Below are 23,844 nucleotides of genomic sequence, written 5' to 3' on the forward strand. Positions count from 1 at the left end.
TGGGAGCGAGCTTGCTCGCGATGAGGCCGGCACAGTCACCACAAAATTTCAGACCGGCAAACTGGTGGTCGACTTGATCTCCGACAACGCCACGATCGAATTCACCTCCTGAATCCCCGGCACCATCGACAGCTTCTCAAAAAAGAAGCGCTCATACGCCTCGATGTCCGCCGTGACAATGCGCAGCAAAAAATCCACCGCCCCCATCAGCACGTAACACTCCAGCACCTCCGGAAAGCCGCGAATTGCCTCGGTGAATTCGGTGAAGTTCGAGCGCCCGTGGGCATTGAGTTTCACCTCCGCGAAGATCTGCGTGTTCAGGCCGATTTTCTTGCGGTCGAGCAAGGTCACCTGGGCGCGAATGATGCCCTCCTCCTTCATCCGCTGAATCCGTCGCCAGCACGGCGATTGCGAGAGACCCACCTGCTCGGCGATCTGTGCGCTGGAAAGCGAAGCGTCCTCTTGCAGCAGGGCGAGGATCTTGCGGTCATAGCTGTCCAGCTCGCTTTGCATAAAAAAACCCTTAATCGAGTAACTAGCGAATTGATTGATTCTTCACTCCGGCAATACGACCAATCATAGAGAAGAAATGCCCGGCACAGGATGTAAACATTTCTCCAGTAAATCTGGAGCCTGACCATGCCGTATCTCGAAGCCGTGAACATCCCTCCTGCCCGCGCCGATGTCTGGAACGTCAGCAACGCCCATTGTCGTGTTCGCTATCAAATGCTCGCCGAGGCAGAACCGGACCTGCTGTGTCGCGCCCTCAATCTGTTCGCCTTGCAAATGCTCACGCCACAGCAGGTCAACGTGCAGCGCGAGGACGACTGGCTGTCCATCGAGCTCGTCATCGACGGTCTGAGCTGGCACCGCGCGCAAGTGATTGCGGAAAAACTTCGTAACCTGATCAGCGTTTGTTCGGTTGAGCTGCAAGAAGCTGACTCTGCATGGGCCGAAGCGGCTCAAGCGGCGGGCTGAAAAACTCCGAAACGGCTTCGTCGGGTAGTGGCCCAGCGGTCAGCCGGGCCACGGCTATCCTTTGCCGACTGTCGATCAAAAGGAGCCCGCATGTCCGCACATATCGCCTTTCAGGACCGCTGGCTGGATCTCAATGATGTGCTGCGCGAACTGGTCGCGCAGGGCTTCATCAGCCAGGATTCGGCCGAACACGCGCTCAACGCCCGGCGCCGCAACCCAGCCCATGGCCAGATGCATCCACTGGAATTCATCGCCAGCCAACAGTTGGGCGACCTCAGCCGTCCCGGCAAACCGCTGGACCTGGAAAGCCTGACCCTGTGGCTGTCCAGGCAGGCCGGCCAGCCTTACCTGCGCATCGACCCGTTGAAAATCAACGTCGCGGCCGTGACCCCGCTGATGTCCTATGCCTTCGCCCAGCGCCACAAGATTCTCGCGGTCGCGATCGACCGCGATGCGGTCACCGTGGCCAGCGCCCAGCCCTATGTAAGCGGCTGGGAAGCTGACCTGACCCACGTGCTCAAGTTGCCGATCAAGCGCGTGGTGGCCAACCCGGTGGACATCCAGCGCTTGAGCGTAGAATTCTTCCGCCTGGCCAAATCGGTCACCGGGGCGAACAGCGCCGACCCGCAAGTCGCTAACCTGGGCAATTTCGAACAGTTGCTCAACCTTGGCGCCAGCGACCAGGAGCCGGACGCCAACGACGCACACATCGTCAACATCGTCGACTGGCTGTTCCAGTACGCGTTCCAGCAACGCGCCAGCGACATCCATATCGAGCCCCGGCGCGAGCAAGGCACGGTGCGCTTTCGCATCGACGGCGTGTTGCACAACGTCTATCAATTCCCGCCCCAGGTCACCATGGCCATCGTCAGCCGCCTGAAAACCCTGGGGCGCATGAACGTCGCGGAGAAACGCAAACCCCAGGACGGTAGAGTGAAAACCAAGACCCCGGAGGGCGGCGAAGTCGAACTGCGTTTGTCGACACTGCCCACCGCCTTCGGCGAAAAAATGGTCATGCGGATCTTCGACCCGGAAGTACTGCTCAAGGACTTCGACCAGCTTGGCTTCTCCACCGACGATCTGCGCCGCTGGCAGGACATGACCCGCCAACCCCACGGCATCATCCTCGTCACCGGGCCGACGGGGTCGGGCAAGACCACAACCCTCTACACCACCCTGAAAAAACTGGCGACACCGGAGGTCAACCTCTGCACCATCGAAGACCCCATTGAGATGGTCGAGCCGGCGTTCAACCAGATGCAGGTCCAGCACAACATCGACCTGACCTTCGCCGCCGGCGTGCGCGCGCTGATGCGGCAAGACCCGGACATCATCATGATCGGCGAGATCCGCGACCTCGAAACTGCCGAGATGGCGATCCAGGCAGCGCTCACCGGGCATCTGGTGCTGTCGACCCTGCACACCAACGACGCGCCCAGCGCCATCAGCCGCCTGCTGGAACTCGGCGTGCCGCATTACCTGATCAAGGCCACGGTGCTCGGCGTCATGGCCCAGCGACTGGTGCGAACCCTGTGCCCGCATTGCAAGGCGCCGCTGACGCTGGGCGAAGACGACTGGCAAACCCTGACCCGCCCGTGGCAGGCACCGTTGCCGGGCAATGCCCAGCGGGCCGTCGGTTGCGTGGAATGCCGCGACACCGGCTATCACGGCCGCGCCGGGGTCTATGAAATCATGCAGATCAGCGATGGCATCAAGGCGTTGATCAGTCCCGATACCGATCTGCTGGCCGTGCGCCGCCAGGCATTCAAGGAAGGCATGCGCAGCCTGCGGCTTTCAGGGGCGCAAAAGGTCGCCGCCGGGCTGACGACCATCGAGGAGGTCCTGCGAGTCACACCCCAGAGCGAGCAGAACTGAGCCCGGTTGTTCTTATCCGCCATCAGCGCCGTTACACTCCAGCGATTGCAACTCCACAGATCCACACATCAACAAGGAATCGTTATGCAGATCGGTAGTGTGCTTTTGCTTTTTGTCGGCCTGGTGGTCGCCATTCTGTTCATGGGTTTCAAGGTCGTGCCCCAGGGCTTTGAATGGACCGTCGAGCGTTTCGGGCGCTACACCAACACGCTCAAGCCGGGACTGAACATCATCATCCCGGTCATGGACCGCATCGGCCGCAAGATGAACGTGATGGAAAGCGTGCTGGATATTCCGCCACAGGAAGTCATCACCGCCGACAACGCCACGGTGCAAATCGATGCAGTGTGTTTCTTCCAGGTGGTCAACACGGCCCAGGCTGCCTACGAGGTCAACAACCTCGAACACGCCATTCGCAACCTGTTGCAAACCAACATCCGTACGGTGCTCGGCTCGATGGAGCTCGACGCCATGCTCAGCCAGCGCGACGGCATCAACGAAAAACTCCTGCGCACCGTCGATGAAGCGACCGCACCGTGGGGCATCAAGATCACCCGGATCGAGATCAAGGACATCAGCCCGCCCGCCGACCTGATGGCGGCGATGTCGGGGCAGATGAAAGCCGAGCGGATCAAGCGCGCGCAAATCCTCGAAGCCGAAGGCCTGCGCGCTGCAGCGATCCTGACCGCCGAAGGCAAGAAGCAGGCGCAGATCCTCGAAGCCGAAGGCAGCCGGCAGGCCGCCTTCCTGGAGTCCGAAGCCCGCGAGCGGCAAGCCGAGGCAGAAGCCCAGGCGACCAAAGTGGTGTCCGAAGCCATCGCCAGCGGCAACGTGCAAGCGGTCAACTACTTCGTCGCGCAGAAGTACATCGATGCACTGGGCAAGCTGGCTTCGGCCAACAACAGCAAAGTGATCCTGATGCCGCTGGAGGCCAGCTCGATGATCGGTGCGGTGGGCGGCATTGGCGAAATCGTCAAGGCCACTTTCGATAACAAGAAAGCCTGAGGCGCGCCATGTGGGCATTTTTTCAGCATCTTTCGTTCTGGGACTGGTTGGCGCTGGGCACGGTGCTGTTGATTCTTGAGGTGTTCGGCGCCGGCGGCTACCTGTTGTGGATCGGCATGGCGGCGGCCGCCGTGGGTGTCTTGACCTTCCTCTTGCCGGGCCTGTCCTGGGAATGGCAGTTCCTGTTGTTCGGCCTGCTGTCGATCGCCACCGCGCTGTATTGGTGGCGACGTCAGCGCACGGCGAACCGCCCGAGCGATCAACCGCACCTGAATCTGCGCGGCCAGGAACTGATCGGCAAAACCTTCGTGGTGCAGGAAGCCATTGTCGACGGTCGCGGCAAGATCAAGGTGGCCGACGGCGTGTGGATGGCCCGCGGGCCGGACGCAGCCATTGGCAGCCGCGTGCGGGTGGTCGGCCAGCAAGGCGCGATCCTGCTGGTCGAAACGGCCGAATAGGGGGTCACGGAACTCGATTGGGGGTTGGCAATCCAACCGCGTAGTCAACCCAGTGGAGTCACCCTGTCATGCGTTTCAAACTTGCTGTCGCTACCGTCGCGCTGTTGTCCCTGCCTGTCGGTTCGGCGATGGCCGATACTTTCTGGCGTAACGTTCTTACCTCCGGTGCAACCACCGGTTCGAGCTATCTGACATCCAAGGATCACAAGCTGGTCGTCGCGGCCCAGGACGACGCGAGCAGCTTCGTCGCCAGCGACGGCGGCATCCGCGGTCCGTACCTGGAAGCGGCCATGCAGAAAGTCCGCGCCGAAAACCCGGGCCTGCAAGCCACGGACATGGAACTGGCGAACGCGATCCTGGCCAAGAATGCCATGGCTTCGGAGTAAGCGTTGCGAATGAAAAATGCCGCTCACATGAGCGGCATTTTTTTTGCCCAGCGTTGCACAAGAGATCAGCGGTAATCGTCCACCGGCACACACGCACAAAACAGGTTCCGATCCCCGTAGACGTTATCCACCCGGTTCACCACCGGCCAGTACTTGTGGGCCTTGGTGTGCGCGTCCGGCGTGACCGCCTGCACGATGCTGTAAGGCCGTTCCCACACGCCGGTGATGTCGGCCAGCGTATGCGGCGCGCCTTTCAACGGGTTTTCTTCGGCTGGCCAGTTACCGTTCTGCACCTCGTTGATTTCCGCGCGGATGCTCAGCATCGCACCGATGAAACGGTCCAGTTCCGCCTTCGATTCACTTTCGGTCGGCTCGACCATCAGCGTTCCCGGCACCGGGAACGACATGGTCGGGGCATGGAAGCCGTAGTCCATCAGGCGCTTGGCGACGTCCTCTTCGGTGATGCCGGTCAACGCCTTGAGCGGCCGCAGGTCGAGGATGCATTCGTGGGCCACCCGTTCGTTGCGTCCGGTGTAGAGCACCGGGAAGGCACCGGACAAATGTTGCGCGAGGTAATTCGCGGCGAGGATCGCCACTTCACTGGCATCCGCCAGTTGCGGCCCCATCATGGCGATGTACATCCAGCTGATCGGCAGAATGCTTGCACTGCCCCAGGGCGCGGCGCTGACGGCACCGTTTTGCGGCTGCGGCCCGTCGATCGGCACCACCGGGTGGTTGGCCACGAACGGCGCCAGATGCGCCCGTACCCCGATCGGCCCCATGCCCGGCCCACCGCCACCGTGTGGAATGCAGAACGTCTTGTGCAGGTTCATGTGCGAGACATCGGCGCCAATATCCGCCGGCCGCGCCAGCCCGACCTGAGCGTTGAGGTTGGCGCCATCCATGTACACCTGACCGCCGTGATGATGGATCACTTCGCAGATTTCGCTGATGCCCTCCTCGTACACCCCATGGGTCGAAGGGTAGGTCGCCATCAGGCAGGCGAGTTTGTCGGCGGCCTGCGCGGCTTTTTCCTTGAGGTCATCCAGATCGACGTTGCCCGCCTCGTCACACTCGACGATGACCACCCGCATCCCGGCCATCTGCGCCGATGCGGGGTTGGTGCCGTGAGCCGACGAAGGAATCAGGCAAATGTCGCGGCCACCCTGTTGCCAGCTTTCATGGTATTTGCGGATCGCCAGCAGCCCGGCGTATTCGCCTTGGGCACCGGAGTTGGGCTGCATGCAGATCGCATCGAAACCGGTGATCGCGCACAGCCAGTGCTCCAGTTCTTCGATCATCAGCCCATACCCGGCGGCCTGCTCCTTGGGCACGAACGGGTGCAGGTTGGCGAACTGCGGCCAGGTGATCGGGATCATCTCGCTGGTGGCGTTGAGCTTCATGGTGCAGGAGCCCAGCGGGATCATCGATTGGTTGAGCGCCAGGTCCTTGTTTTCCAGTTGCTTGAGGTAGCGCAGCATCTCGGTTTCGCTGTGATGGGCGCTGAACACCGGATGGCGCAGATAAGGCGAAGTTCGCGCCAACCCTTCGGGAATTCCGCCAGGCAAGGCTTCGGCATCCAGATCCTCGATGCTCAGCCCGTGATCGGCCCCCAGAAACACGTCGAACAGCTTCATGACGGTGGCTTCGTCGCAGGTTTCGTCAAGGCTCAAGCCCAACTGCCCGCGCCCGAGAATGCGCAGGTTGATCTGCGCGGCCTGGGCACTTTCGATGATCGCCGTCTGGGTTCCGCCGACTTCCAGCGTCAGGGTGTCGAAGAAGTGCCGGTTGACCCGGGTGATACCGTTGCGCTCAAGCCCGGCGGCCAGGATGCAGGTCAGCCGGTGGACACGCTGGGCGATCCGCTTGAGCCCTTCCGGGCCATGGTAGACCGCATAGAAGCTGGCGATATTGGCCAGCAGCACCTGGGCCGTGCAGATGTTGGAGTTGGCCTTCTCCCGGCGGATGTGTTGTTCGCGGGTTTGCAGGGCCATGCGCAGGGCAATGTTGCCTCGTGCGTCTTTCGAAACCCCGATGATCCGCCCGGGAATAGCCCGCTTGTATTCATCGCGGCTGGCAAAAAATGCCGCGTGGGGCCCGCCGTAGCCCATGGGCACGCCAAATCGCTGGGACGAGCCGAACACCACATCGGCGCCCAGTTCACCCGGCGGGGTCAGCAACAACAGGCTCAGCAAATCCGTGGCGACACAGGCCAGGGCCTGTTGCGCGTGCAGGTGATCGATCAGCGGCCGCAGGTCGTGGATTTCGCCGTGGGTGTCCGGGTATTGCAGCAGCGCGCCGAAGACCTGGTGCTGTTTCAAGTTATCCACAGCGTCGACGATCAGCTCGAAGCCAAAACCTTCAGCGCGGGTCTGCACCACGGAAATGGTTTGCGGGTGGCAGTTTTCGTCGACAAAGAACAGGTTGCTTCTGGATTTGGCGACCCGTTTGGCCAGGGCCATGGCTTCCGCCGCGGCGGTAGCCTCATCAAGCAATGAGGCGTTGGCCAACTCAAGACCGGTCAGGTCGATAGTCATTTGCTGGAAGTTCAGCAGCGCTTCGAGCCGCCCTTGGGCGATCTCCGGTTGATAGGGGGTGTACGCGGTGTACCAGCCGGGATTTTCCAGCACATTTCGCAAAATGACGGCCGGTGTGAGGGTGCCGTGATAGCCCATCCCGATCAGGCTGGTCCAGACCTGGTTCTGCTCGGCATAACCGCGCAACTTGGCCAGCGCGGCCTCTTCATCGAGCGCCGGGGGCAGGTCCAGCGTCCGGTTGAGGCGGATGCCCGGCGGCACGGTCTGCTCGATCAACTCGACCCGGCTGCCCAGGCCCAGGCTGTCGAGCATCGCCTGCTGCTCGGCGGCATCGGGTCCGAGGTGGCGGCGCAGAAAGGCATTGGGGTCGCGTAACTGGCTCAGGGACGGCATCTTGGACATGACGGGCTCTCTCTTGACTGGCGCTCAGCGTCGATGCAACACGGTCAAACCAGCATAGCAGCCAGTACCGGACGCGAATCCTGTAGGAGCGAGCCTGCTCCGGGCGGCGCTCCGACGATGAACCTGAGAACACCGCGCGGTGTCAGGCTTCCAGCGCCATCGTTGACGACCATCGCGAGCAGGTAAGGATTTGTCAGGCAAAAAAAGCCCCGACGGATCGGGGCTTTGGGATGTTGCATCAGGCTTATTCGCCGATGGCAGCCTTGTAGCCGGCGGCGTCCAGCAGTTTTTCCAGATCGGCGGTGTTGCTTGGCTTGAGCTTGAAGATCCACGCACCGTACGGATCGGAGTTGAGCAACTCAGGTGTACCGCTCAGTTCTTCGTTGACCGCGATCACTTCACCGGCAATCGGGGAGTAGATGTCGGAAGCGGCTTTGACCGATTCAACGACACCGGCCTGATCTTCAGCGGCAAACACGTTGCCGACTTCAGTCAGCTCGACAAACACCACATCACCCAGCGCTTCCTGCGCGTGATCGCTGATGCCCACGGTGACGGTGCCATCGGCTTCCAGACGTGCCCATTCGTGACTTTCGGCAAAACGCAGGTCGGCAGGGATATTGCTCATGTTCTGTGTCCTCAGGAAATTGTCAGCGGTCGTTAACCGCTGGAAAAGATTAGATCAAGGTTTTGCCGTGGCGTACGAAGGTCGGTTTGACCACCCGGACCGGGTACCACTTGCCACGGATTTCCACTTCAGCGCGGTCGGCAGTTGCCATCGGCACGCGCGCCAGTGCAATCGACTTGCTTAGCGTAGGAGAGAAACTACCACTGGTGATCTCCCCTTCGCCAACATCGGCGATGCGGACCACCTGATGAGCGCGCAAAACACCGCGCTCCTCAAGGACCAGACCGACCAGTTTGTGCTGCACGCCGGCGGCCTGCTCGGCTTCCAGGGCCTTGCGTCCGACGAATTTGCGGGTGGCAGGCTCCCAGGCGATGGTCCAGGCCATATTGGAGGCCAACGGTGAAATGTCTTGCTGGATGTCCTGGCCGTAAAGGTTCATGCCGGCTTCGACCCGCAAGGTATCCCGTGCGCCAAGGCCGATAGGCGAAATCCCGGCACCGACCAGATCGTTGAAAAAGCCTGGCGCCTGATTGGCCGGCAGAATGATTTCCAGGCCGTCTTCGCCGGTATAACCGGTGCGCGCGATGAACCAGTCACCGTCGAACAGGCCTTCGAAGGGTTTGAGGAGCTGGATCAGGTTGCCGCGGGACTGGCTGACCAGCTCGGCAATTTTTTGCCGGGCATGAGGGCCCTGGATGGCCAGCATCGCCAACTCGGCACGTTCGCTCAGTTGTACATCGAAACCGTCGAGATGCGCTTGCATCCAGGTCATGTCCTGGTCGCGGGTGGAGGCGTTGACCACCAGGCGATAACCTTCGTCGAGACGGTAGACGATCATGTCGTCGACGATGCCGCCCTGCTCGTTGAGCATGGTGCTGTACAACGCACGGCCGGGGCTGTGCAGGCGTTCGACATCATTGGCCAGCAAATGCCGGAGCCAGGCTTTGGCCTGGGGGCCGCCGACGTCGATTACGGTCATGTGGGATACATCGAAGACACCGCAATCGCGGCGCACCTGATGGTGTTCCTCGACCTGCGATCCATAATGCAGAGGCATGTCCCAACCGCCAAAATCGACCATCTTCGCGCCGAGTGCGAGATGAAGGTCATACAGAGGCGTACGCTGTCCCATGGGTTTCTCCTTCCGGGCGTGGCGAAGGTGCGGGCAAGTGCTGCACGGACTGAATGCCTTGAAACAAAGGGCCTTTAGCCGATTTCAGCTACCTGGTCTGTCAGACGGACCGCACCGAATGCCGCGCATTGTAGCCGCAAGGTGTAGGACTGACACCTAGCTGTTTCGATGCGCTGAACGCCGGATCAATCCGATGACCGGTAACAGCCCGACCAGCACCAGCGTCAACGCTGGCAAAGATGCCCGCGCCCATTCTCCTTCGCTGGTCATTTCAAAGATCCGTACCGCCAGCGTGTCCCAGCCAAACGGGCGCATCAGCAGGGTCGCGGGCATTTCCTTGAGCACGTCGACGAACACTAGCAGCGCAGCGCTCAACGTTCCGGGTAGCAATAATGGCAGATACACTTTGAAAAACAGTCGCGGCCCACTGACGCCAAGGCTACGTGCCGCTTCGGGCAAAGATGGCCGTATACGCGCCAGGCTGCTTTCCAACGGCCCGTAGGCCACCGCGACGAAGCGCACCAGATAGGCCAGCAACAACGCCGACAGACTGCCCAGCAGCATCGGCTTGCCCACGCCACCGAGCCAGCTCGAAAGCGGGATCACCAGCTCACGGTCCAGATAACTGAACGCCAACATGATCGAGACCGCCAGCACCGAACCCGGCAAGGCGTAACCCAGGTTCGCCAGACTGACCCCGGAACGAATGACCCGGGTAGGGGCCAGACGCCTGGCAAACGCCAGCAACAAGGCGACGCTGACAGTGATCAGTGCCGCCATCGCACCCAGATACAAGGTATGGACGATCAACCCGGTGTAGCGCTCGTCGAGATCGAAGCGCCCGCGCTGCCAGAACCACACCGCCAGTTGCAGCATCGGGATGACGAAAGCGCAGGCAAACACCAGACCGCACCACGTCGTGGCCGCCAGCGCCTTTACGCCTTGCAGGTGATACAGCGCCTTGAGCCGTGGTCGCTCGTTGCTCGCCCGGTTGGCCCCGCGGGCACGGCGTTCGCCATAGAGCACGAGCATCACCACCAACAGCAACAGGCTGGCCAGTTGCGCCGCGGAAGACAGGCTGAAAAAACCGTACCAGGTCTTGTAGATGGCCGTGGTGAAGGTATCGAAGTTGAATACCGACACTGCGCCGAAATCCGCCAGGGTCTCCATCAACGCCAATGCCACGCCCGCACCGATGGCCGGCCGCGCCATGGGCAATGCCACCCGCCAGAACGCCTGCCAGGGCGATTGACCAAGGACCCGTGCGGCTTCCATCAGGCCTTTGCCCTGAGCCAGGAATGCCGTGCGGGCCAGCAGATAGACATAGGGATAGAAAACCAGCACCAGCACCACGATCACACCGCCCGTGGAACGCACGCGCGGCAGCCGCAGACTACTGCCGAACCACTCGCGCAGCAGGGTTTGCACGGGCCCGGCGAAATCCAGCAGGCCGACAAACACGAACGCCAGTACGTAGGCCGGTATCGCGAAGGGCAGCATCAGCGCCCAATCGAGCCAGCGCCGACCGGGAAATTCACAGAGGCTGGTCAGCCAGGCAAGGCTGACGCCCAGCAGGGTGACACCCGCACCGACACCGAGCACCAGCGTCAGTGTGTTGCCCAGCAGGCGCGGCATCTGCGTGTCCCACAGGTGCGACCAGATTTGAACGTCGATGGTTTGCCAGGAAAGCAGCAGTACGCTCAGGGGCAGCAGGACCAGCGCAGCGATGGCGAAGACGACTGGATACCAGCGGCGTTGGGCGGGATGGGCCACAGGCTTGGTTCTCTACTATCTAATGGATGAGATCGACACTGTAGGAGCGAGCCTGCTCGCGAAAAACGTCAACGATAACGCGGGGTACCTGACGCTCATCGCGAGCAAGCTCGCTCCTACATCGTCAGAGGCGCGCAACGCAAAAACAAACGCCCCGCGTAGGCGGGGCGCAGTATATAGGGTGACTTAGTTCCAGCCAGCCTTGTCCATCAGGCGAATCGCTTCTGCCTGACGCTTGCCGGCAATTTCCACTGGCAAGGTGTCAGCGATGAACTTGCCCCAGGCCGCCACTTCTTCCGAGGGTTGAACCGCAGGGTTCGCCGGGAACTCCTGGTTCACGTCGGCGAAGATTTTCTGCGCTTCAGGCGTGGTCATCCACTCTACCAGGGCCTTGGCCGCTTCCGGGTGCGGTGCGTTCTTGGTCAGGCCGATGCCCGACAGGTTGATATGCACGCCACGGTCGACCTGGTTCGGCCAGAACAGCTTCACCGGCAGCTCCGGCTTCTGCTTGTGCAGGCGGCCGTAGTAGTAGGTGTTGACGATGCCGACATCGCACTGGCCGGCGTTGATCGCTTCCAGCACGGCGGTGTCGTCGGAGAACACGTCAGTGGACAGGTTCCTGACCCAACCCTTGAGGATTTCCTCGGTCTTGGCGGCGCCGTGCACTTCGATCATGGTCGCGGTCAGGGACTGGTTGTAGACCTTCTTCGCCGTGCGCAGGCACAGGCGACCTTCCCATTGCTTGTCGGCCAAGGCTTCATAGGTGGTCAGTTCACCTGGCTTCACCCGCTCAGTGGAGTAGGCAATGGTCCGCGCCCGCAGGCTCAGGCCAGTCCAGGCATGGGAGGCTGCGCGGTATTGCAGCGGAATGTTGGCGTCGATGGTTTTCGAGGTGAACGGCTGGAGGATGCCCATCTGCTCGGCTTGCCAGAGGTTGCCGGCATCGACGGTCAGCAGCAGGTCGGCCGGCGTATTCGCGCCCTCGGCCTTGAGGCGCTGCATCAGGGGCGCCTCCTTGTCGGTGATGAACTTCACCTTCACGCCGGTCTTGGCGGTGTAGGCATCGAATACCGGCTTGATCAGATCGTCGATTCGCGAGGAGTAGACCACCACCTCGTCAGCAGCCTGGGCGGCGGTGCTGGCGATCAGGGTCAGGGCCAGTGCAGTCAGTAGACGCTTCGGTGCCAACATGGGAGCGGTCTCTCGATTGAAAAATGAGGCCAAATGATAAGGACTCACATTTACCTTCTCAATCGAAGCGGGCTGCGGAGGAGTTACCAGATGTTGCACAGGCAGAAATTCAGGGCGAATGTGCCGCCGTCTTCGCGAGCAGGCTCGCTCCCACATTTAAAATGCATTCCAAAGTGGGAGCGAGCCTGCTCGCGAAGAGGCCATCAGCCTCAATAGAGAAGTCAGGGTTTGGCCAGCGTCGGCAAATCCCCGGTCAACCCCAGCGCCTCACGCACGAACAGGGCCTTGGCTTCCGGCATTTTCTCAACCATTTTCAATCCGGTATTGCGCAACCAGCGCACCGGCAACGGATCGGCCTGGAACAAGCGCTCGAAACCTTCCATCGCCGCCATCAGCGCCAGGTTGTGGGGCATCCGCCGACGCTCGTAACGGCTGAGGACTTTCACATCCGCCAGGCGTTCGCCACGGGTTGCCGCTTGCAGCAACACTTCGGCCAGCACGGCGGCATCGAGGAATCCGAGATTCACCCCCTGCCCCGCCAACGGGTGAATGGTGTGGGCCGCGTCGCCGATCAACGCCAGGCCTTCAGCCACATAACGCTTGGCATGGCGCTGGCGCAGGGGCACACACAGGCGCGGGTCGGCGCTCAGCACTTCGCCGAGCCGACCTTCGAAGGCGCGCTCCAGCGCCTTGCAGAAACCTTGTTCATCCATCGCCATCAGACGTTCGGCTTCGCCGGGCGTGGTCGACCAGACAATCGAACACCAGTCCTGCTGGCCGTCGCGTTCAAGGGGCAGAAACGCCAGCGGACCGTTGTCGGTGAAGCGCTGCCAGGCCGTCATTTGATGCGGTTTGGCGCAACGCACGCTGGTGACGATGGCATGGTGCAGATAATCCCATTCCCGGGTCGCCACCCCGGCCAGGCGTCGCACCGCCGAGTTGGCGCCATCCGCCGCGATCACCAGTGGTGCGCGCAGCGTACGGCCATCGGCCAGGGTCAGCAGCCAGTCATCGCCGGAGCGGCGCATCTGTTCCAGCCGAGCATTGGCCAGCAACCCAAGGTCGCAGTCATGCAACCGGTCGAGCAAGGCATCCTGGACCACGCGGTTCTCGACGATATGGCCCAACACCTCGGCGTGCACGCTGGCCGCCGAAAAGTGGATCTGCCCGGTGCCGCTGCCATCCCAGACCTGCATGTCGGTATAGGGGCTGCTGCGCCGCCCGGCGATGCCGTCCCAGACGCCAAGGCGTTCGAGAATCCGCTGACTGGCGATCGACAAGGCGCTCACGCGCGGCTCGAACGCGGCCTGCGTGTTGAAGGGTTTGACGCTCATGGGGCTGCCGTCCAGCAGCAGGACTTCCAGCCCGCTGTCCTGCAACGCCAGCGCCAGGGCGCTGCCGACCATTCCGGCCCCGACAATCAGCAGATCTGCGCGCATTTCCATGCTTTAAGCCTGTCTCTCTTGCGGCTTGAGCCGCACGTAAAGGGTTTTCCCGACCCGCGCCACCAGATGGCCGGCGCCGTCATGAATGTCGACCTGCAATTGCGGCAGGTACTTTTCGCCATTGGCCGTCTGCCGACGGATCTCGTCGAGCAAGGTGTCGTCGATGGTGAAGCGGGCGAATACCGGGCCTTTGCCCGGCGCGATGAAATCGATGTCGGCGGCCTTGTCCCAGACGATGTACTTGCGCCCCAGGTTTTCCATCAGCATCAGCATGAAGAACGGATCGACCATCGAGTACAGGCTGCCGCCGAACTGGGTGCCGACGTAGTTGCGGTTGTACCAGCCCAGCCCCATGCTGACCCGCACGTCACGAAAATCATCGCTGATGTGCTGCACCCGCACACCGGCACCGAAGTACGGCGGGTAGAAGCTCATGAAAAAGCGCATCAGCCGGGCTTTGCCGAATCGGCGGATCAACCAGTTACGCATCCGGTCGCGTCCCCAACCCCATCGCCTGCCGTGCGAACCAACGCTTGGCCGGTGGCAGCAGATCAAGGCCGAGCAGACCGATGTTGCGCCCCAGGGATACCAGCGGCTGGGTGCTGCCGAACAGGCGCGTGACCTGATCGGAGAAGCCCACGGTGAGGTCCTGGTCCAATCGCTGGCGTTCGCGATAGGCCTGCAACGTGGCGAAGTCGCCCAATGGTTTTTCGCTGGCGAGCAAGGCATCGGCCAGGGCCTGGGCATCGCGCAGGGACAGGTTGAACCCCTGCCCGGCAATCGGATGCAGGCTGTGCGCCGCGTTGCCGAGCACCGCCAGATGCGAACGCACCTGCTCCTCGGCCTCGACCAGTGTCAGCGGATACAGATGCCGTGCACCGACCTGTTTCAATGTGCCAAGGCGATAACCGAACACACCCTGCAACTCGCTCAGGAAACTGCGCTCATCAAGGGCTGCGAGGCGTTGTGCGTCCATGCCCAGACGGGTCCAGACCAGCGCGCAGCGGTTTTCCGGCAGCGGCAGCAATGCCATCGGGCCTTCGTCGGTGAAGCGCTCGAAGGCCATGCCGTTGTGGGCTTCGCTCGGGGTGATGTTGGCAATCAGCGCGCTCTGGTTGTACGGACGCTTGCGAATGCCGATCCCCAATTGTTCGCGCAGTCCGGAACGACCGCCGTCGGCGAGCACCGCAAGGTCGCATTCCAGGGTGGTTTCATCGTTGAGGGTCAGGCGATAGCCATCGGGCAGCGGCTCCATGCGGGTGACTTCCGCCGGGCAGCGCCAACTGATCACGTCCTTGTCCAGGCCTTGCCACAGGCATTGGCCGAGCCAGGCGTTTTCCACCACGTAACCCAGCGCCGGAACGCCCTCTTCCATCGCCGACAAACGGGCAGTGGAGAAACGCCCACGGTCGGAAACATGAATCTGCTTGATCGGCTCGGCGCGGCGGGAGACTTCCTGCCAGACGCCCAGCCGCTGATAAATCTGCTGCGAGCCGAAGGACAACGCCGAAGAACGCGCATCGTAACTCGGCTGATACGTGTCGCCAGGAGCGAACGGCTCGATCAGCACGATCTTCCAGCCCCGGGCCTTGGCCCCGGCCTGCAGCGCCAGCGCCAGGCTGGCACCGACCAGCCCGCCACCGATGATTGCCAGGTTGACTCGACTCATGCCGCTTGTGTCCGTGCAGCGGCCATCAGGGCCTCGATCTCGGCGACGGTTTTCGGCACGCCGTTCGTCAATATTTCACAGCCGGTTTTGGTGACCACTACATCATCCTCGATACGCACGCCAATGCCGCGCCATTTCTTCGCAACATTCTGGTTGTCCGGAGCAATGTAGATCCCCGGCTCCACGGTCAGCGCCATGCCGACCTCCAGCACGCGCCACTCGCCGCCGACCTTGTATTCGCCGACATCGTGCACATCCATGCCCAGCCAATGGCCGGCGCGGTGCATGTAAAACGCCTTATAGGCTTCGCTGGCGATCAACTCGTCGACGTCGCCCCGCAAAAGCCCCAGCTTGACCAGCCCGGTCGTGATGACCCGGACCGTGGCCTCGTGCGCCTGATTCCAGTGCTTGTTCGGGGCGATTTCGGCAAAGGCGGCCTCCTGGGAGGCCAGCACCAATTCGTAAATCGCTTTCTGTTCCGCTGAATACTTGCCGCTGACCGGAAAGGTGCGGGTGATGTCGCTCGCGTAGCAGTCGATCTCGCAACCGGCATCGATCAGCACCATATCCCCGTCCTTGAGCAGCGCGTCATTCTGCTGGTAATGCAGGATGCAGCTGTTGCGTCCCGCCGCGACGATCGACCCGTAGGCCGGCATCTTCGCCCCGCCCTTGCGGAACTCGTAATCGAGTTCGGCTTCCAGGCTGAATTCGTGCAATCCGGCGCGACAGGCCTGCATCGCCCGCACATGCGCCTGGGCGGAAATCCGCGCCGCCTCGCGCATCACTTTCACTTCTGTCGCCGATTTATACAGGCGCATATCGTGCAGCAGATGATCCAGGGCAACGAATTCGTTCGGCGGCTGGGCGCCGAGGTTGGCCTTGGAGCGGATCACGTTGATCCACTCCATCAGGTGACGGTCGAATTCGGGGTTGCTGCCCATGGCCGAATACACCCGGTCACGGCCTTCGATCAGCCCTGGCAGGATGTCGTCGATATCGGTGATGGGAAAGGCATCGTCGGCGCCGAAGTCGCGAATCGCGCCCTCTTGCCCGGCACGCAGGCCATCCCACAACTCACGCTCGGCGTTGCGCTCGCGGCAGAACAGGATGTATTCGCCATGCACGCGCCCCGGCATCAACACCAGTACGGCCTGGGGTTCGGGAAAACCGCTGAGGTACTGGAAGTCGCTGTCCTGGCGGTAGACGTGCTCGACGTCGCGGTTGCGAATGGCCACCGCGGCGGCGGGCAGGATGGCGATGCTGTTGGGTTCCATCTGCGCCATCAGGGCCTTGCGGCGACGACTGTATTCCGATTTCGGGATATGGATCATGGGCAGATGGCGTTCCCTGGCAAACGATTAGTGCAGCGACGGTTTGGCGGCAGCCGACAGGTCTTTTTTGGTCTCGGAGAACAGCAGCAGTGGTGCGATGCGCACGTACTCCATGACTTCCATGTAGTCGTTTTCGCCGTCGTCGGACTCTTCCAGGGCATCTTGCACCTGGGAAATGGCCGCCAGATCCTGCAGCACTTCGTTGGCCTCGGTGCTCAGCATGCTGCTGTCACGGCAATTCAGGCCGAAACCGCTGAGGAAACCCTGGCACCACTCGCCCAGTGCGACGGCACGCTCGGTGAGCGGGGCGTCGTCGGTCGGCAACAGCAGAACGACGGTCACGTCATCGCCGGTGAGCTCGCCCTTGACCATCTCTTGCAGGCCGATCAGGGCGTTGCGAACGTTGTCCTGGGGCTCGCTTTCGAGCAGTTCGGCGGCGTCGATCAGCCAGCCTTCGGCGTCGAAACCGGCGCCGGCGCAGCTGCGACCGAGCAACAGGCCGTGCAGCTCGGCAGGCGAGACGTTGTGACCGCTGGAAGTCAGCAGGGTGGCGAAGGCTTGGTACGGGGAATTCTGAATGGTCATGGGCAGCTAGGCGCCAGACGGCGCTATGTCTAGAATGAAGGCCTTGTATCCTACATCGACTACCCCTGTAGGAGCGAGCTTGCTCGCGATGAACCCGAGAACGCCATGGGCTGTCAGGGACCTAGCGTTAACGTTGGCGACCATCGCGAGCGGGCTCGCTCCTATAGAAGTCCGACACCCATCAGACAGTGAAGACAATGGAAGACACCGACCTGCAAGCACTGATGGCCAGACTCGAACTGCTGATTACCCGAGTCGAGCAACTTAAGAGCCAAAACGGACTCTTACTAGCTCAGGAAAAGACCTGGCGCGAGGAACGCGCGCACCTCATTGAAAAAAACGAAATCGCCCGGCGTAAGGTCGAATCGATGATTTCGCGCCTCAAGGCCCTGGAGCAAGACTCATGAGTTCAAGCAATAGCGTCACCGTGCAGATCCTCGACAAAGAGTATTCGATCATCTGCCCTCAGGAAGAGCGCAGTAATCTGGTCAGCGCCGCCCGTTACCTGGACGGCAAGATGCGCGAGATCCGCAGCAGCGGCAAAGTCATCGGCGCCGACCGTATCGCCGTGATGGCTGCGCTGAACATCACCCACGATCTGCTGCACAAGGAAGAACGCCCGGATATCCAGGCCAGCGGCTCGACCCGCGAACAGGTGCGTGACCTGCTCGATCGCGTCGATCTGGTGCTCGCCACCGATCCGGACGTCACTAAAGGCTGATTCGCGCCAGCGCTTGCGGTATAATCACCTCACTCCCTGGGGTGTTTGCCAGTTGGCGATGTCCCTGAGCCGATTTGCTATACCCTGGAGGTTGCACGTTGGGCTGGTGTGCATGTCCGCTAGACGGAAAGCCTTAAAGCCTACTGCATCTTCCACCTTGAACTTTCGGGTTCAAGGGCTAAGTCGACAGCGACACATTCGGGGAGCCTGATTCCAGTCCAATGCCGGTTTTGATACCGGCATTGGCGTTTTTACGGGTACGCTTCACCCATCCGTCCTGCCGAAACCAAAATCCATGACCGAACCTGCGCTGCTCCCCCGCCCGCAACTTCGACGCATGCTGCGCAAGGCCCGCCGCGCACTGACACCCAGTCAGCAGCGCCAGGCCGCTCGCGGGCTGTACAAGCAATTGGCCCAGCAACCGCTGTTCCGCCGCGCCAGACATATCTCGCTCTACCTGCCGACCGACGGTGAAATTGATCCGCGCCTGTTGCTGCGTGCCGCGCAGCGCCGGGGCAAGGCCACTTACCTGCCCGTGCTGAGCGCCTGGCCGCGTACCAAAATGGTGTTCCAGCGCATCCGTCCCGGGGAAAAACTCAAACCCAACCGCTTCCGCATTCTCGAACCACGGGCGAACCTCGCCCGGCAGCGCAAGATCTGGGCGCTGGACCTGGTGTTGCTGCCATTGGTGGGGTTTGACGATGTTGGCGGACGGCTGGGGATGGGCGGCGGTTTCTATGACCGGAGCCTGGCTTATCTGGCGCGCCGCAATGACTGGCGCAAGCCGACCCTGCTGGGGCTGGCCCACGAGTGTCAGAAGGTGGAGCGATTGGCTCAGGCGAGCTGGGATGTACCGCTGCAAGGCACGGTAACTGACAAGGCCTGGTATTACGCAGGCTAGGCGCCACGTCGATCAACGGCGCCGCGGCAACAGGATCAGCGCTTGAAGGCTGTCGACTGTTGCTGCAATTGGGCGAGTTCGACCGGTGCATCGGTCTTGTTGGCCCACAGGCTTTGGGCATAGCCGGTTGTCACGACGCCAAGGCCAAACAAAATGACCAAAATCCATAGTAAATCCGGTTTGCGTTTCATCGATTGCCCCCCAAAGGCATATCTACACGATGACAGCAGCGGTTTCCGTTTGTAGGCCGTGCAGCAGCGTCAAGCTTTAAAGGCCGGCATTTTGCGACAACGTGAACCGCTGCGCAAATGCTGACGTCAACCGACCGTCGGTTTGTCATAAAATTGCCGACAAGCTGCTCGATCACCACGCAAGGAGCAAAAGACATGGCCTATTGGCTGATGAAATCCGAGCCCGACGAACTTTCGATCAAAGGGCTGGAAAAGCTCGGCAAAGCGCGCTGGGACGGGGTTCGCAATTATCAGGCACGCAACTTCCTGCGGGCCATGGCGGTAGGGGACGAGTTCTTCTTCTATCACTCCAGCTGCCCGGAACCGGGAATTGCCGGAATCGGCAAGATTATCGAGGCCGCCTATCCGGACCCGACGGCGCTGGAGCCGGAAAGTCATTATTTCGACCCCAAGGCCACCCCGGACAAAAACGCCTGGAGCGCGATCGATGTCGCCCATGTCGAGACCTTTGCCCGGGTGTTGAAGCTGGACTATCTGAAGCAACAGACGGCCCTGGCCGAGATGCCACTGGTGCAGAAAGGCTCGCGGCTGTCGGTGATGCCGGTGACCCCGGAGCAGTGGGCGGCGGTGATTGCACTGCGTTGAGATGCTTCTGTAATTGGATGGACTCGCCCAAGCCGAGGCGTCAATGCGCCACGGTGGCAGTCTAAACAGCCAACGACAGCGAGGGCGAGTCCATGAAAAATCATAGTTCGTTTGATCAATCCGTGTCTTCTTCCGATTTGTCGGCCTGCACAACCTTGGCGGTCGACCTGGCCAAGCAGGTCTTTCAGGTCGCCGGTGAAGATATCCTCGGCCAGCTGCTCTACGAGCAGCGGATCAAGTCGCGCGAGGCGTTTTATGATTTTCTCCGACAGTTGCCGCCGCATGTCGTGGTTTTGATGGAGACCGGACCGGGTGCCCAGGCCTGGGCCCGGCAGCTGCAAGACCAAGGCAATCCGGTGCGGATTCTTCCAGCCGGTTTGGTGGCCACACATCGCAGCGGGCCTAAAAATGATCGCAACGATGCGCTGGCGATTCTGCGGGCTAATCGCGATGAAAAAATCTGCGCAGTACCGGTCAAAAGCGTTGCGGCGCTGGCAATGCAGGCGTTGCATCGCGCCCGCCAGGGCTATGTGCGTCGACGCACGGCCCTCAGTAATCAGATGCGCGGCCTGCTGCTTGAGCACGGCGTAGCCTTGGCACAGGGCGATGTTGCGATCAGCCAGAAAATCCCGCGGGTGCTGGAAGATGCTACACAGCCGGTGCCGGGCCTGCTGCGTGAACTGATCGACGAACTGTTGGCCGAGTGGCGCCATTTGGGCGAGCGCATCAGCGTACTGACGGGACGCCTGGAAGTGGCCGCCAACGCTGACATGACGGCGAAGCGGCTAATGACTGTGCGCGGCATCGGCCCGGTCACTGCCACGGCACTGGTGGCCAAGGAAACCAAGCCTGAGCGATTTCCCAATGCCCGCAAGTTTGCCGCGTACTTTGGCATGGTGCCTGACCAGCACAGCAGCGGGGAGACGGTCCGGTTGGGGGGCATGACCAAGCGAGGTGATGCTTATTTACGCAGCCTGATGATCCAGGGCGCCCATGCGGTGCTGCAACAACTACGACCTGATTCCCAGCAACCCGATGACCGCCGCTTGTTGCACTGGATGAGCCGGTTGGGCCGCAAGGAGGCTGCGATCAGGCTAGCCAACCGCAACCTGCGAATCGTCTGGGTGCTTCTACAGAATGACCAGACTTATCGTCGCCACGCGGGTGATGGTCTGCCAGCGACGATGGGCCACTGAGCGACAGAGTTCTGCCACCGAGGTACTAACCGTCTGACCCTCTGCTGAAAAAAATTGACCCCAGGTAAGACCGGCGTGGATTGATGCCTAAGCTCCTACTGGCCTTCGAGGCCTGACTGTAATCGGCATACCACGAGCTTTTCCAATTTTGGCCAGAAGCCGAAGACGGCTTCCACGAATAGGCCTAATACATAGATGCAATGGGGCAGCGGTTTTTCAAAAGCGGGTAGACAGTGGAGGCGAGTCCATACATAGGAGCTGGCTTGCCAGCGATGGCGGTCTTGAGGGCTTGCACTTTGTAGGAGCCGGCTTGCTGGCGATGGCGGTTTTGAGGGCGCTATCGCCGGCAAGCCGGCTCCTACAGGATCCAGCATTACTGGATGATCAGGTTGTTGAACAACAGATCCTCAACCACCGGCTTGCCGGTTTCGTCGTTCATCACCTGCTGGGTCTGCTTCAGGGCTTCCTGACGCAGCTTTTCCTTGGCCTCGACGTTGTTCATCGTCTCGGTGGTCTGCTGGGCGAACAGCGCGACCAATTGATTGCGGATCAAGGGTTCATTGGCCTTCACCGCCTTGGTGGCCTCGTCACCGGTCACCCGCAACGCCACATCAGCCTTGTAGACCTTCAGTTTCGGCGTGCCATCGAGCCCGTAATTACCCACGAACGGCGGGCTCAGGGTGATGTAGTTGACCTTCGGTGCCGCACCTTCTTTGGCTTCTTCTTCGGCCACCGCTGCCACAGGCAGAGACAGGGCCAGCAACAACATGATCCACGCTTTCACAATTCGCTCCTTATCCGGTTTGCGGCCTAGCATAACGACCCGTCACACAAGCACAAGCTTATGGCTGACTATCAGGGGCGGGCATGCTCGTTGACCCGTCGACCCACACACCTACACTTATCGGCCATCACTCCCAAAGGAATAGCCCTGATGAAAGCCGTGCTGTGCAAAGCCTTCGGCCCTGCCGAATCGCTGGTGCTTGAAGAGGTCGCCAGCCCTGTGGCGAAGAAGAATGAAATCCTGCTGGAGGTACACGCCGCCGGAGTCAACTTCCCCGACACATTGATCATCGAGGGCAAATACCAGTTCAAGCCACCCTTCCCGTTCTCCCCGGGTGGCGAGGCGTCGGGCGTGGTCAGCGCCGTGGGCGAAAAGGTCAGCCATTTGAAAGTCGGTGACCGGGTCATGGCCCTGACCGGTTGGGGCAGCTTTGCCGAACAGGTCGCCGTGCCGGGCTACAACGTGTTGCCGATCCCGCCGACCATGGACTTCAACACCGCCGCCGCCTTCAGCATGACCTACGGCACCTCGATGCATGCGCTCAAGCAACGCGGCAACCTGCAACCGGGCGAAATCCTGCTGGTGCTTGGTGCCTCCGGCGGTGTCGGCCTGGCCGCGGTGGAAATCGGCAAGGCCATGGGCGCCCGGGTGATCGCCGCTGCCAGCAGCGCGGAAAAACTCGCCGTGGCCAAGGCCGCCGGTGCCGATGATCTGATCAACTACAGCGAAACCAGCCTCAAGGACGAAATCAAACGCCTGACCGACGGCCAGGGCGCCGACGTGATCTACGACCCGGTCGGCGGCGACCTGTTCGACCAGGCCATCCGCGCCATCGCCTGGAACGGCCGCCTGCTGGTGGTCGGCTTCGCCAGCGGGCGCATACCCGAACTGCCGGTCAACCTGGCGCTGCTCAAGGGCGCAGCGGTGCTCGGCGTGTTCTGGGGCTCCTTCGCCCAACGCCAGCCACAGGACAACGCGGCAAACTTCCAGCAGTTGTTTGGCTGGTTTGCCGAAGGCAAATTGAAGCCGCTGGTGTCGCAGGTGTATCCGCTGGGCAATGCCGCGCAAGCCATCAATGATCTTGGCCAGCGCAAAGCGGTCGGGAAAGTGGTGGTGCAGGTTCGCTGAATCCGGCAAAGGGCCCGGCCCCCTGTTAACGGGGTCCAGGCGCTTTGATGCCTACAGAAGCTTGCGGATGTCTTCCGGCAAAAACCTCACATACCTGGAAACCGGGTTGTTGGAACATTGCCTGATAATGATCGGCACCTTTCTGTTCATGTCGGCAATCAATGACAGACGCCGCTCGGTCGGCAACGTTGCCGTTGAAAACGCATTCGACAGATAAGCCCTGACGTAATAGAACGCGGCGGAATCGATCCACGCGTATTCAGGGGCACGCGCTAGAGCCTCATTGAGATCGCGGCATCTCAATTCCTTGAGCCACTGATTGAGATGCAGGGGCAGATACACATCGAAGCCAAATATCATCGGTGCAATGACTTCCTGCTCCTGAGGCTTGTCACCCTCGACTCTCCATGGCTTGAATCGCCACTGCGCAACGGCGACCCGGACTGCCTCGGCGAAATCAGGATGATCGCTTTGCAAAATGCTCACCTTGCTGACCGAGCCATCGGCATGTGCCACGAACCTGACACGGACATTACCGGTGATTCCGGCCCGTTGCAGCGCCACCGGGTAAATCGGCTTGGGGTTGTATTCCGGCATCAGGAACACCTCACTTGCGCCGTTTGCAGCAGACATTACAAACAGCAGCACCACACACACAAACCAGCGCATCCCTCTCTCCCCACCCACACCTGAAACGCCATAGCTGGCAGTGCAACCAAGGTTAAAGCTCAAGGGCGCGGCCTTGAAGGTCACGGCTTCCGGTAACAAAGCAGGAGATTTCCCAAAGAATTGCCCTATTCAGGAGGACTCAGTCGCGTAAAGCATTGACGGGAAACTCTTCCTACAACGCCCTTCACTTACACCTGAGCGACATGTTCATAAA

25 protein-coding genes and 1 other RNA gene are annotated in these 23,844 nt (G+C 61.2%); 12 read left to right on the forward strand and 14 right to left on the reverse strand.

The genetic code is table 11. The annotated features are described in order from the left end of the window. Nucleotides 1-48: 48 nt before the first annotated feature. Nucleotides 49-513 (reverse strand): Lrp/AsnC family transcriptional regulator, encoded by a 465-nt coding sequence (locus AB4O16_RS15190; protein ID WP_253558241.1) that lies wholly within the window; start codon nucleotides 511-513, stop codon nucleotides 49-51. Nucleotides 514-639: 126 nt separating this feature from the next. Here AB4O16_RS15190 and AB4O16_RS15195 point away from each other — a divergent pair, with 126 nt between their 5' ends. The 5 genes from AB4O16_RS15195 to AB4O16_RS15215 all read left to right on the forward strand — a co-directional run bounded on the left by AB4O16_RS15195 (nucleotide 640) and on the right by AB4O16_RS15215 (nucleotide 4,702). Beyond that, the gene (locus AB4O16_RS15195; protein WP_160390219.1) at nucleotides 640-978 is read left to right on the forward strand and encodes a hypothetical protein; all 339 of its coding nucleotides are present in this window, start codon (nucleotides 640-642) and stop codon (nucleotides 976-978) included. 90 nt (nucleotides 979-1,068) lie between these two features. Continuing rightward, nucleotides 1,069-2,853, forward strand: coding sequence for a GspE/PulE family protein (locus AB4O16_RS15200; protein WP_460155252.1), 1,785 nt, complete (start codon nucleotides 1,069-1,071; stop codon nucleotides 2,851-2,853). Between the two features lie 84 nt (nucleotides 2,854-2,937). Continuing rightward, nucleotides 2,938-3,858, forward strand: a complete 921-nt coding sequence (locus AB4O16_RS15205; RefSeq protein ID WP_104450213.1) for an SPFH domain-containing protein — start codon at nucleotides 2,938-2,940, stop codon at nucleotides 3,856-3,858. An 8-nt stretch (nucleotides 3,859-3,866) separates the two neighbouring features. Beyond that, nucleotides 3,867-4,316 carry an NfeD family protein gene (locus tag AB4O16_RS15210; protein WP_460155253.1) on the forward strand — a complete coding sequence of 150 codons (450 nt, stop codon included), beginning with the start codon at nucleotides 3,867-3,869 and terminating at the stop codon, nucleotides 4,314-4,316. A gap of 68 nt (nucleotides 4,317-4,384) precedes the next feature. Next, on the forward strand, nucleotides 4,385-4,702 hold the full coding sequence (locus tag AB4O16_RS15215) for a DUF2388 domain-containing protein (RefSeq protein WP_460155254.1): 318 nt from the start codon (nucleotides 4,385-4,387) through the stop codon (nucleotides 4,700-4,702). Nucleotides 4,703-4,767: 65 nt separating this feature from the next. Here AB4O16_RS15215 and gcvP read toward each other — a convergent pair whose 3' ends face one another. The 10 genes from gcvP to AB4O16_RS15265 form a co-directional block, all read right to left on the reverse strand. Then, nucleotides 4,768-7,641 carry an aminomethyl-transferring glycine dehydrogenase gene (gcvP, locus tag AB4O16_RS15220; RefSeq protein WP_460155255.1) on the reverse strand — a complete coding sequence of 958 codons (2,874 nt, stop codon included), beginning with the start codon at nucleotides 7,639-7,641 and terminating at the stop codon, nucleotides 4,768-4,770. Between the two features lie 244 nt (nucleotides 7,642-7,885). Then, the gene (gene gcvH / locus AB4O16_RS15225; protein ID WP_460155256.1) at nucleotides 7,886-8,269 is read right to left on the reverse strand and encodes a glycine cleavage system protein GcvH; all 384 of its coding nucleotides are present in this window, start codon (nucleotides 8,267-8,269) and stop codon (nucleotides 7,886-7,888) included. 49 nt (nucleotides 8,270-8,318) lie between these two features. Beyond that, nucleotides 8,319-9,401 carry a glycine cleavage system aminomethyltransferase GcvT gene (gene gcvT / locus AB4O16_RS15230; protein ID WP_460155257.1) on the reverse strand — a complete coding sequence of 361 codons (1,083 nt, stop codon included), beginning with the start codon at nucleotides 9,399-9,401 and terminating at the stop codon, nucleotides 8,319-8,321. A gap of 156 nt (nucleotides 9,402-9,557) precedes the next feature. After that, nucleotides 9,558-11,174, reverse strand: coding sequence for an ABC transporter permease (locus AB4O16_RS15235; RefSeq protein ID WP_160390213.1), 1,617 nt, complete (start codon nucleotides 11,172-11,174; stop codon nucleotides 9,558-9,560). A 186-nt stretch (nucleotides 11,175-11,360) separates the two neighbouring features. Beyond that, a complete protein-coding gene (locus tag AB4O16_RS15240; RefSeq protein ID WP_460155258.1) occupies nucleotides 11,361-12,365 on the reverse strand; it encodes an extracellular solute-binding protein in 1,005 nt (334 codons plus the stop codon). A gap of 221 nt (nucleotides 12,366-12,586) precedes the next feature. Then, nucleotides 12,587-13,804, reverse strand: coding sequence for a 2-octaprenyl-3-methyl-6-methoxy-1,4-benzoquinol hydroxylase (locus AB4O16_RS15245; protein WP_460158065.1), 1,218 nt, complete (start codon nucleotides 13,802-13,804; stop codon nucleotides 12,587-12,589). A gap of 9 nt (nucleotides 13,805-13,813) precedes the next feature. After that, nucleotides 13,814-14,299 carry a DUF4442 domain-containing protein gene (locus AB4O16_RS15250; protein ID WP_110661970.1) on the reverse strand — a complete coding sequence of 162 codons (486 nt, stop codon included), beginning with the start codon at nucleotides 14,297-14,299 and terminating at the stop codon, nucleotides 13,814-13,816. Further along, complete coding sequence (gene ubiH, locus AB4O16_RS15255) at nucleotides 14,292-15,479, reverse strand: 2-octaprenyl-6-methoxyphenyl hydroxylase (RefSeq protein ID WP_160390209.1); 1,188 nt, start codon at nucleotides 15,477-15,479, stop codon at nucleotides 14,292-14,294. Before ubiH ends, AB4O16_RS15250 begins: the two co-directional genes overlap by 8 nt. Beyond that, the gene (pepP, locus tag AB4O16_RS15260; protein WP_160390208.1) at nucleotides 15,476-16,810 is read right to left on the reverse strand and encodes a Xaa-Pro aminopeptidase; all 1,335 of its coding nucleotides are present in this window, start codon (nucleotides 16,808-16,810) and stop codon (nucleotides 15,476-15,478) included. Before pepP ends, ubiH begins: the two co-directional genes overlap by 4 nt. A 27-nt stretch (nucleotides 16,811-16,837) precedes the next feature. Next, nucleotides 16,838-17,395, reverse strand: a complete 558-nt coding sequence (locus tag AB4O16_RS15265; RefSeq protein ID WP_460155259.1) for a YecA/YgfB family protein — start codon at nucleotides 17,393-17,395, stop codon at nucleotides 16,838-16,840. Between the two features lie 197 nt (nucleotides 17,396-17,592). Between AB4O16_RS15265 and AB4O16_RS15270 the strand changes: the two genes are divergently transcribed. From AB4O16_RS15270 to AB4O16_RS15285, 4 genes are all read left to right on the forward strand, one after another. After that, entirely contained in the window at nucleotides 17,593-17,802 is a 210-nt protein-coding gene (locus AB4O16_RS15270; protein ID WP_007982902.1) for a TIGR02449 family protein, read from the forward strand. Further along, on the forward strand, nucleotides 17,799-18,116 hold the full coding sequence (locus AB4O16_RS15275; RefSeq protein ID WP_008055229.1) for a cell division protein ZapA: 318 nt from the start codon (nucleotides 17,799-17,801) through the stop codon (nucleotides 18,114-18,116). Before AB4O16_RS15270 ends, AB4O16_RS15275 begins: the two co-directional genes overlap by 4 nt. A 30-nt stretch (nucleotides 18,117-18,146) precedes the next feature. Next, nucleotides 18,147-18,325: non-coding RNA, 6S RNA (ssrS, locus tag AB4O16_RS15280), on the forward strand. Between the two features lie 86 nt (nucleotides 18,326-18,411). After that, complete coding sequence (locus AB4O16_RS15285; protein ID WP_046039060.1) at nucleotides 18,412-19,017, forward strand: 5-formyltetrahydrofolate cyclo-ligase; 606 nt, start codon at nucleotides 18,412-18,414, stop codon at nucleotides 19,015-19,017. A 35-nt stretch (nucleotides 19,018-19,052) separates the two neighbouring features. Here the strand turns inward: AB4O16_RS15285 and AB4O16_RS15290 are convergent, their stop codons facing one another. Further along, nucleotides 19,053-19,208, reverse strand: coding sequence for a hypothetical protein (locus AB4O16_RS15290; protein ID WP_007982896.1), 156 nt, complete (start codon nucleotides 19,206-19,208; stop codon nucleotides 19,053-19,055). A gap of 195 nt (nucleotides 19,209-19,403) precedes the next feature. Here AB4O16_RS15290 and AB4O16_RS15295 point away from each other — a divergent pair, with 195 nt between their 5' ends. Together AB4O16_RS15295 and AB4O16_RS15300 are read left to right on the forward strand one after the other, a co-directional pair. Beyond that, entirely contained in the window at nucleotides 19,404-19,853 is a 450-nt protein-coding gene (locus AB4O16_RS15295; protein ID WP_160390206.1) for an EVE domain-containing protein, read from the forward strand. A gap of 137 nt (nucleotides 19,854-19,990) precedes the next feature. Continuing rightward, on the forward strand, nucleotides 19,991-21,049 hold the full coding sequence (locus tag AB4O16_RS15300; protein WP_460158066.1) for an IS110 family RNA-guided transposase: 1,059 nt from the start codon (nucleotides 19,991-19,993) through the stop codon (nucleotides 21,047-21,049). Nucleotides 21,050-21,422: 373 nt separating this feature from the next. Here AB4O16_RS15300 and AB4O16_RS15305 read toward each other — a convergent pair whose 3' ends face one another. Beyond that, a complete protein-coding gene (locus AB4O16_RS15305) occupies nucleotides 21,423-21,833 on the reverse strand; it encodes a flagellar basal body-associated protein FliL (protein WP_150716287.1) in 411 nt (136 codons plus the stop codon). 150 nt (nucleotides 21,834-21,983) lie between these two features. Between AB4O16_RS15305 and AB4O16_RS15310 the strand changes: the two genes are divergently transcribed. Next, nucleotides 21,984-22,961, forward strand: a complete 978-nt coding sequence (locus AB4O16_RS15310; protein WP_460155260.1) for an NADPH:quinone oxidoreductase family protein — start codon at nucleotides 21,984-21,986, stop codon at nucleotides 22,959-22,961. A 51-nt stretch (nucleotides 22,962-23,012) separates the two neighbouring features. Here the strand turns inward: AB4O16_RS15310 and AB4O16_RS15315 are convergent, their stop codons facing one another. Further along, nucleotides 23,013-23,630, reverse strand: coding sequence for an energy transducer TonB (locus tag AB4O16_RS15315; RefSeq protein ID WP_160390894.1), 618 nt, complete (start codon nucleotides 23,628-23,630; stop codon nucleotides 23,013-23,015). Nucleotides 23,631-23,844: the final 214 nt, after the last annotated feature.

The sequence above is a fragment of the Pseudomonas sp. S2_H10 genome, from assembly GCF_054668285.1.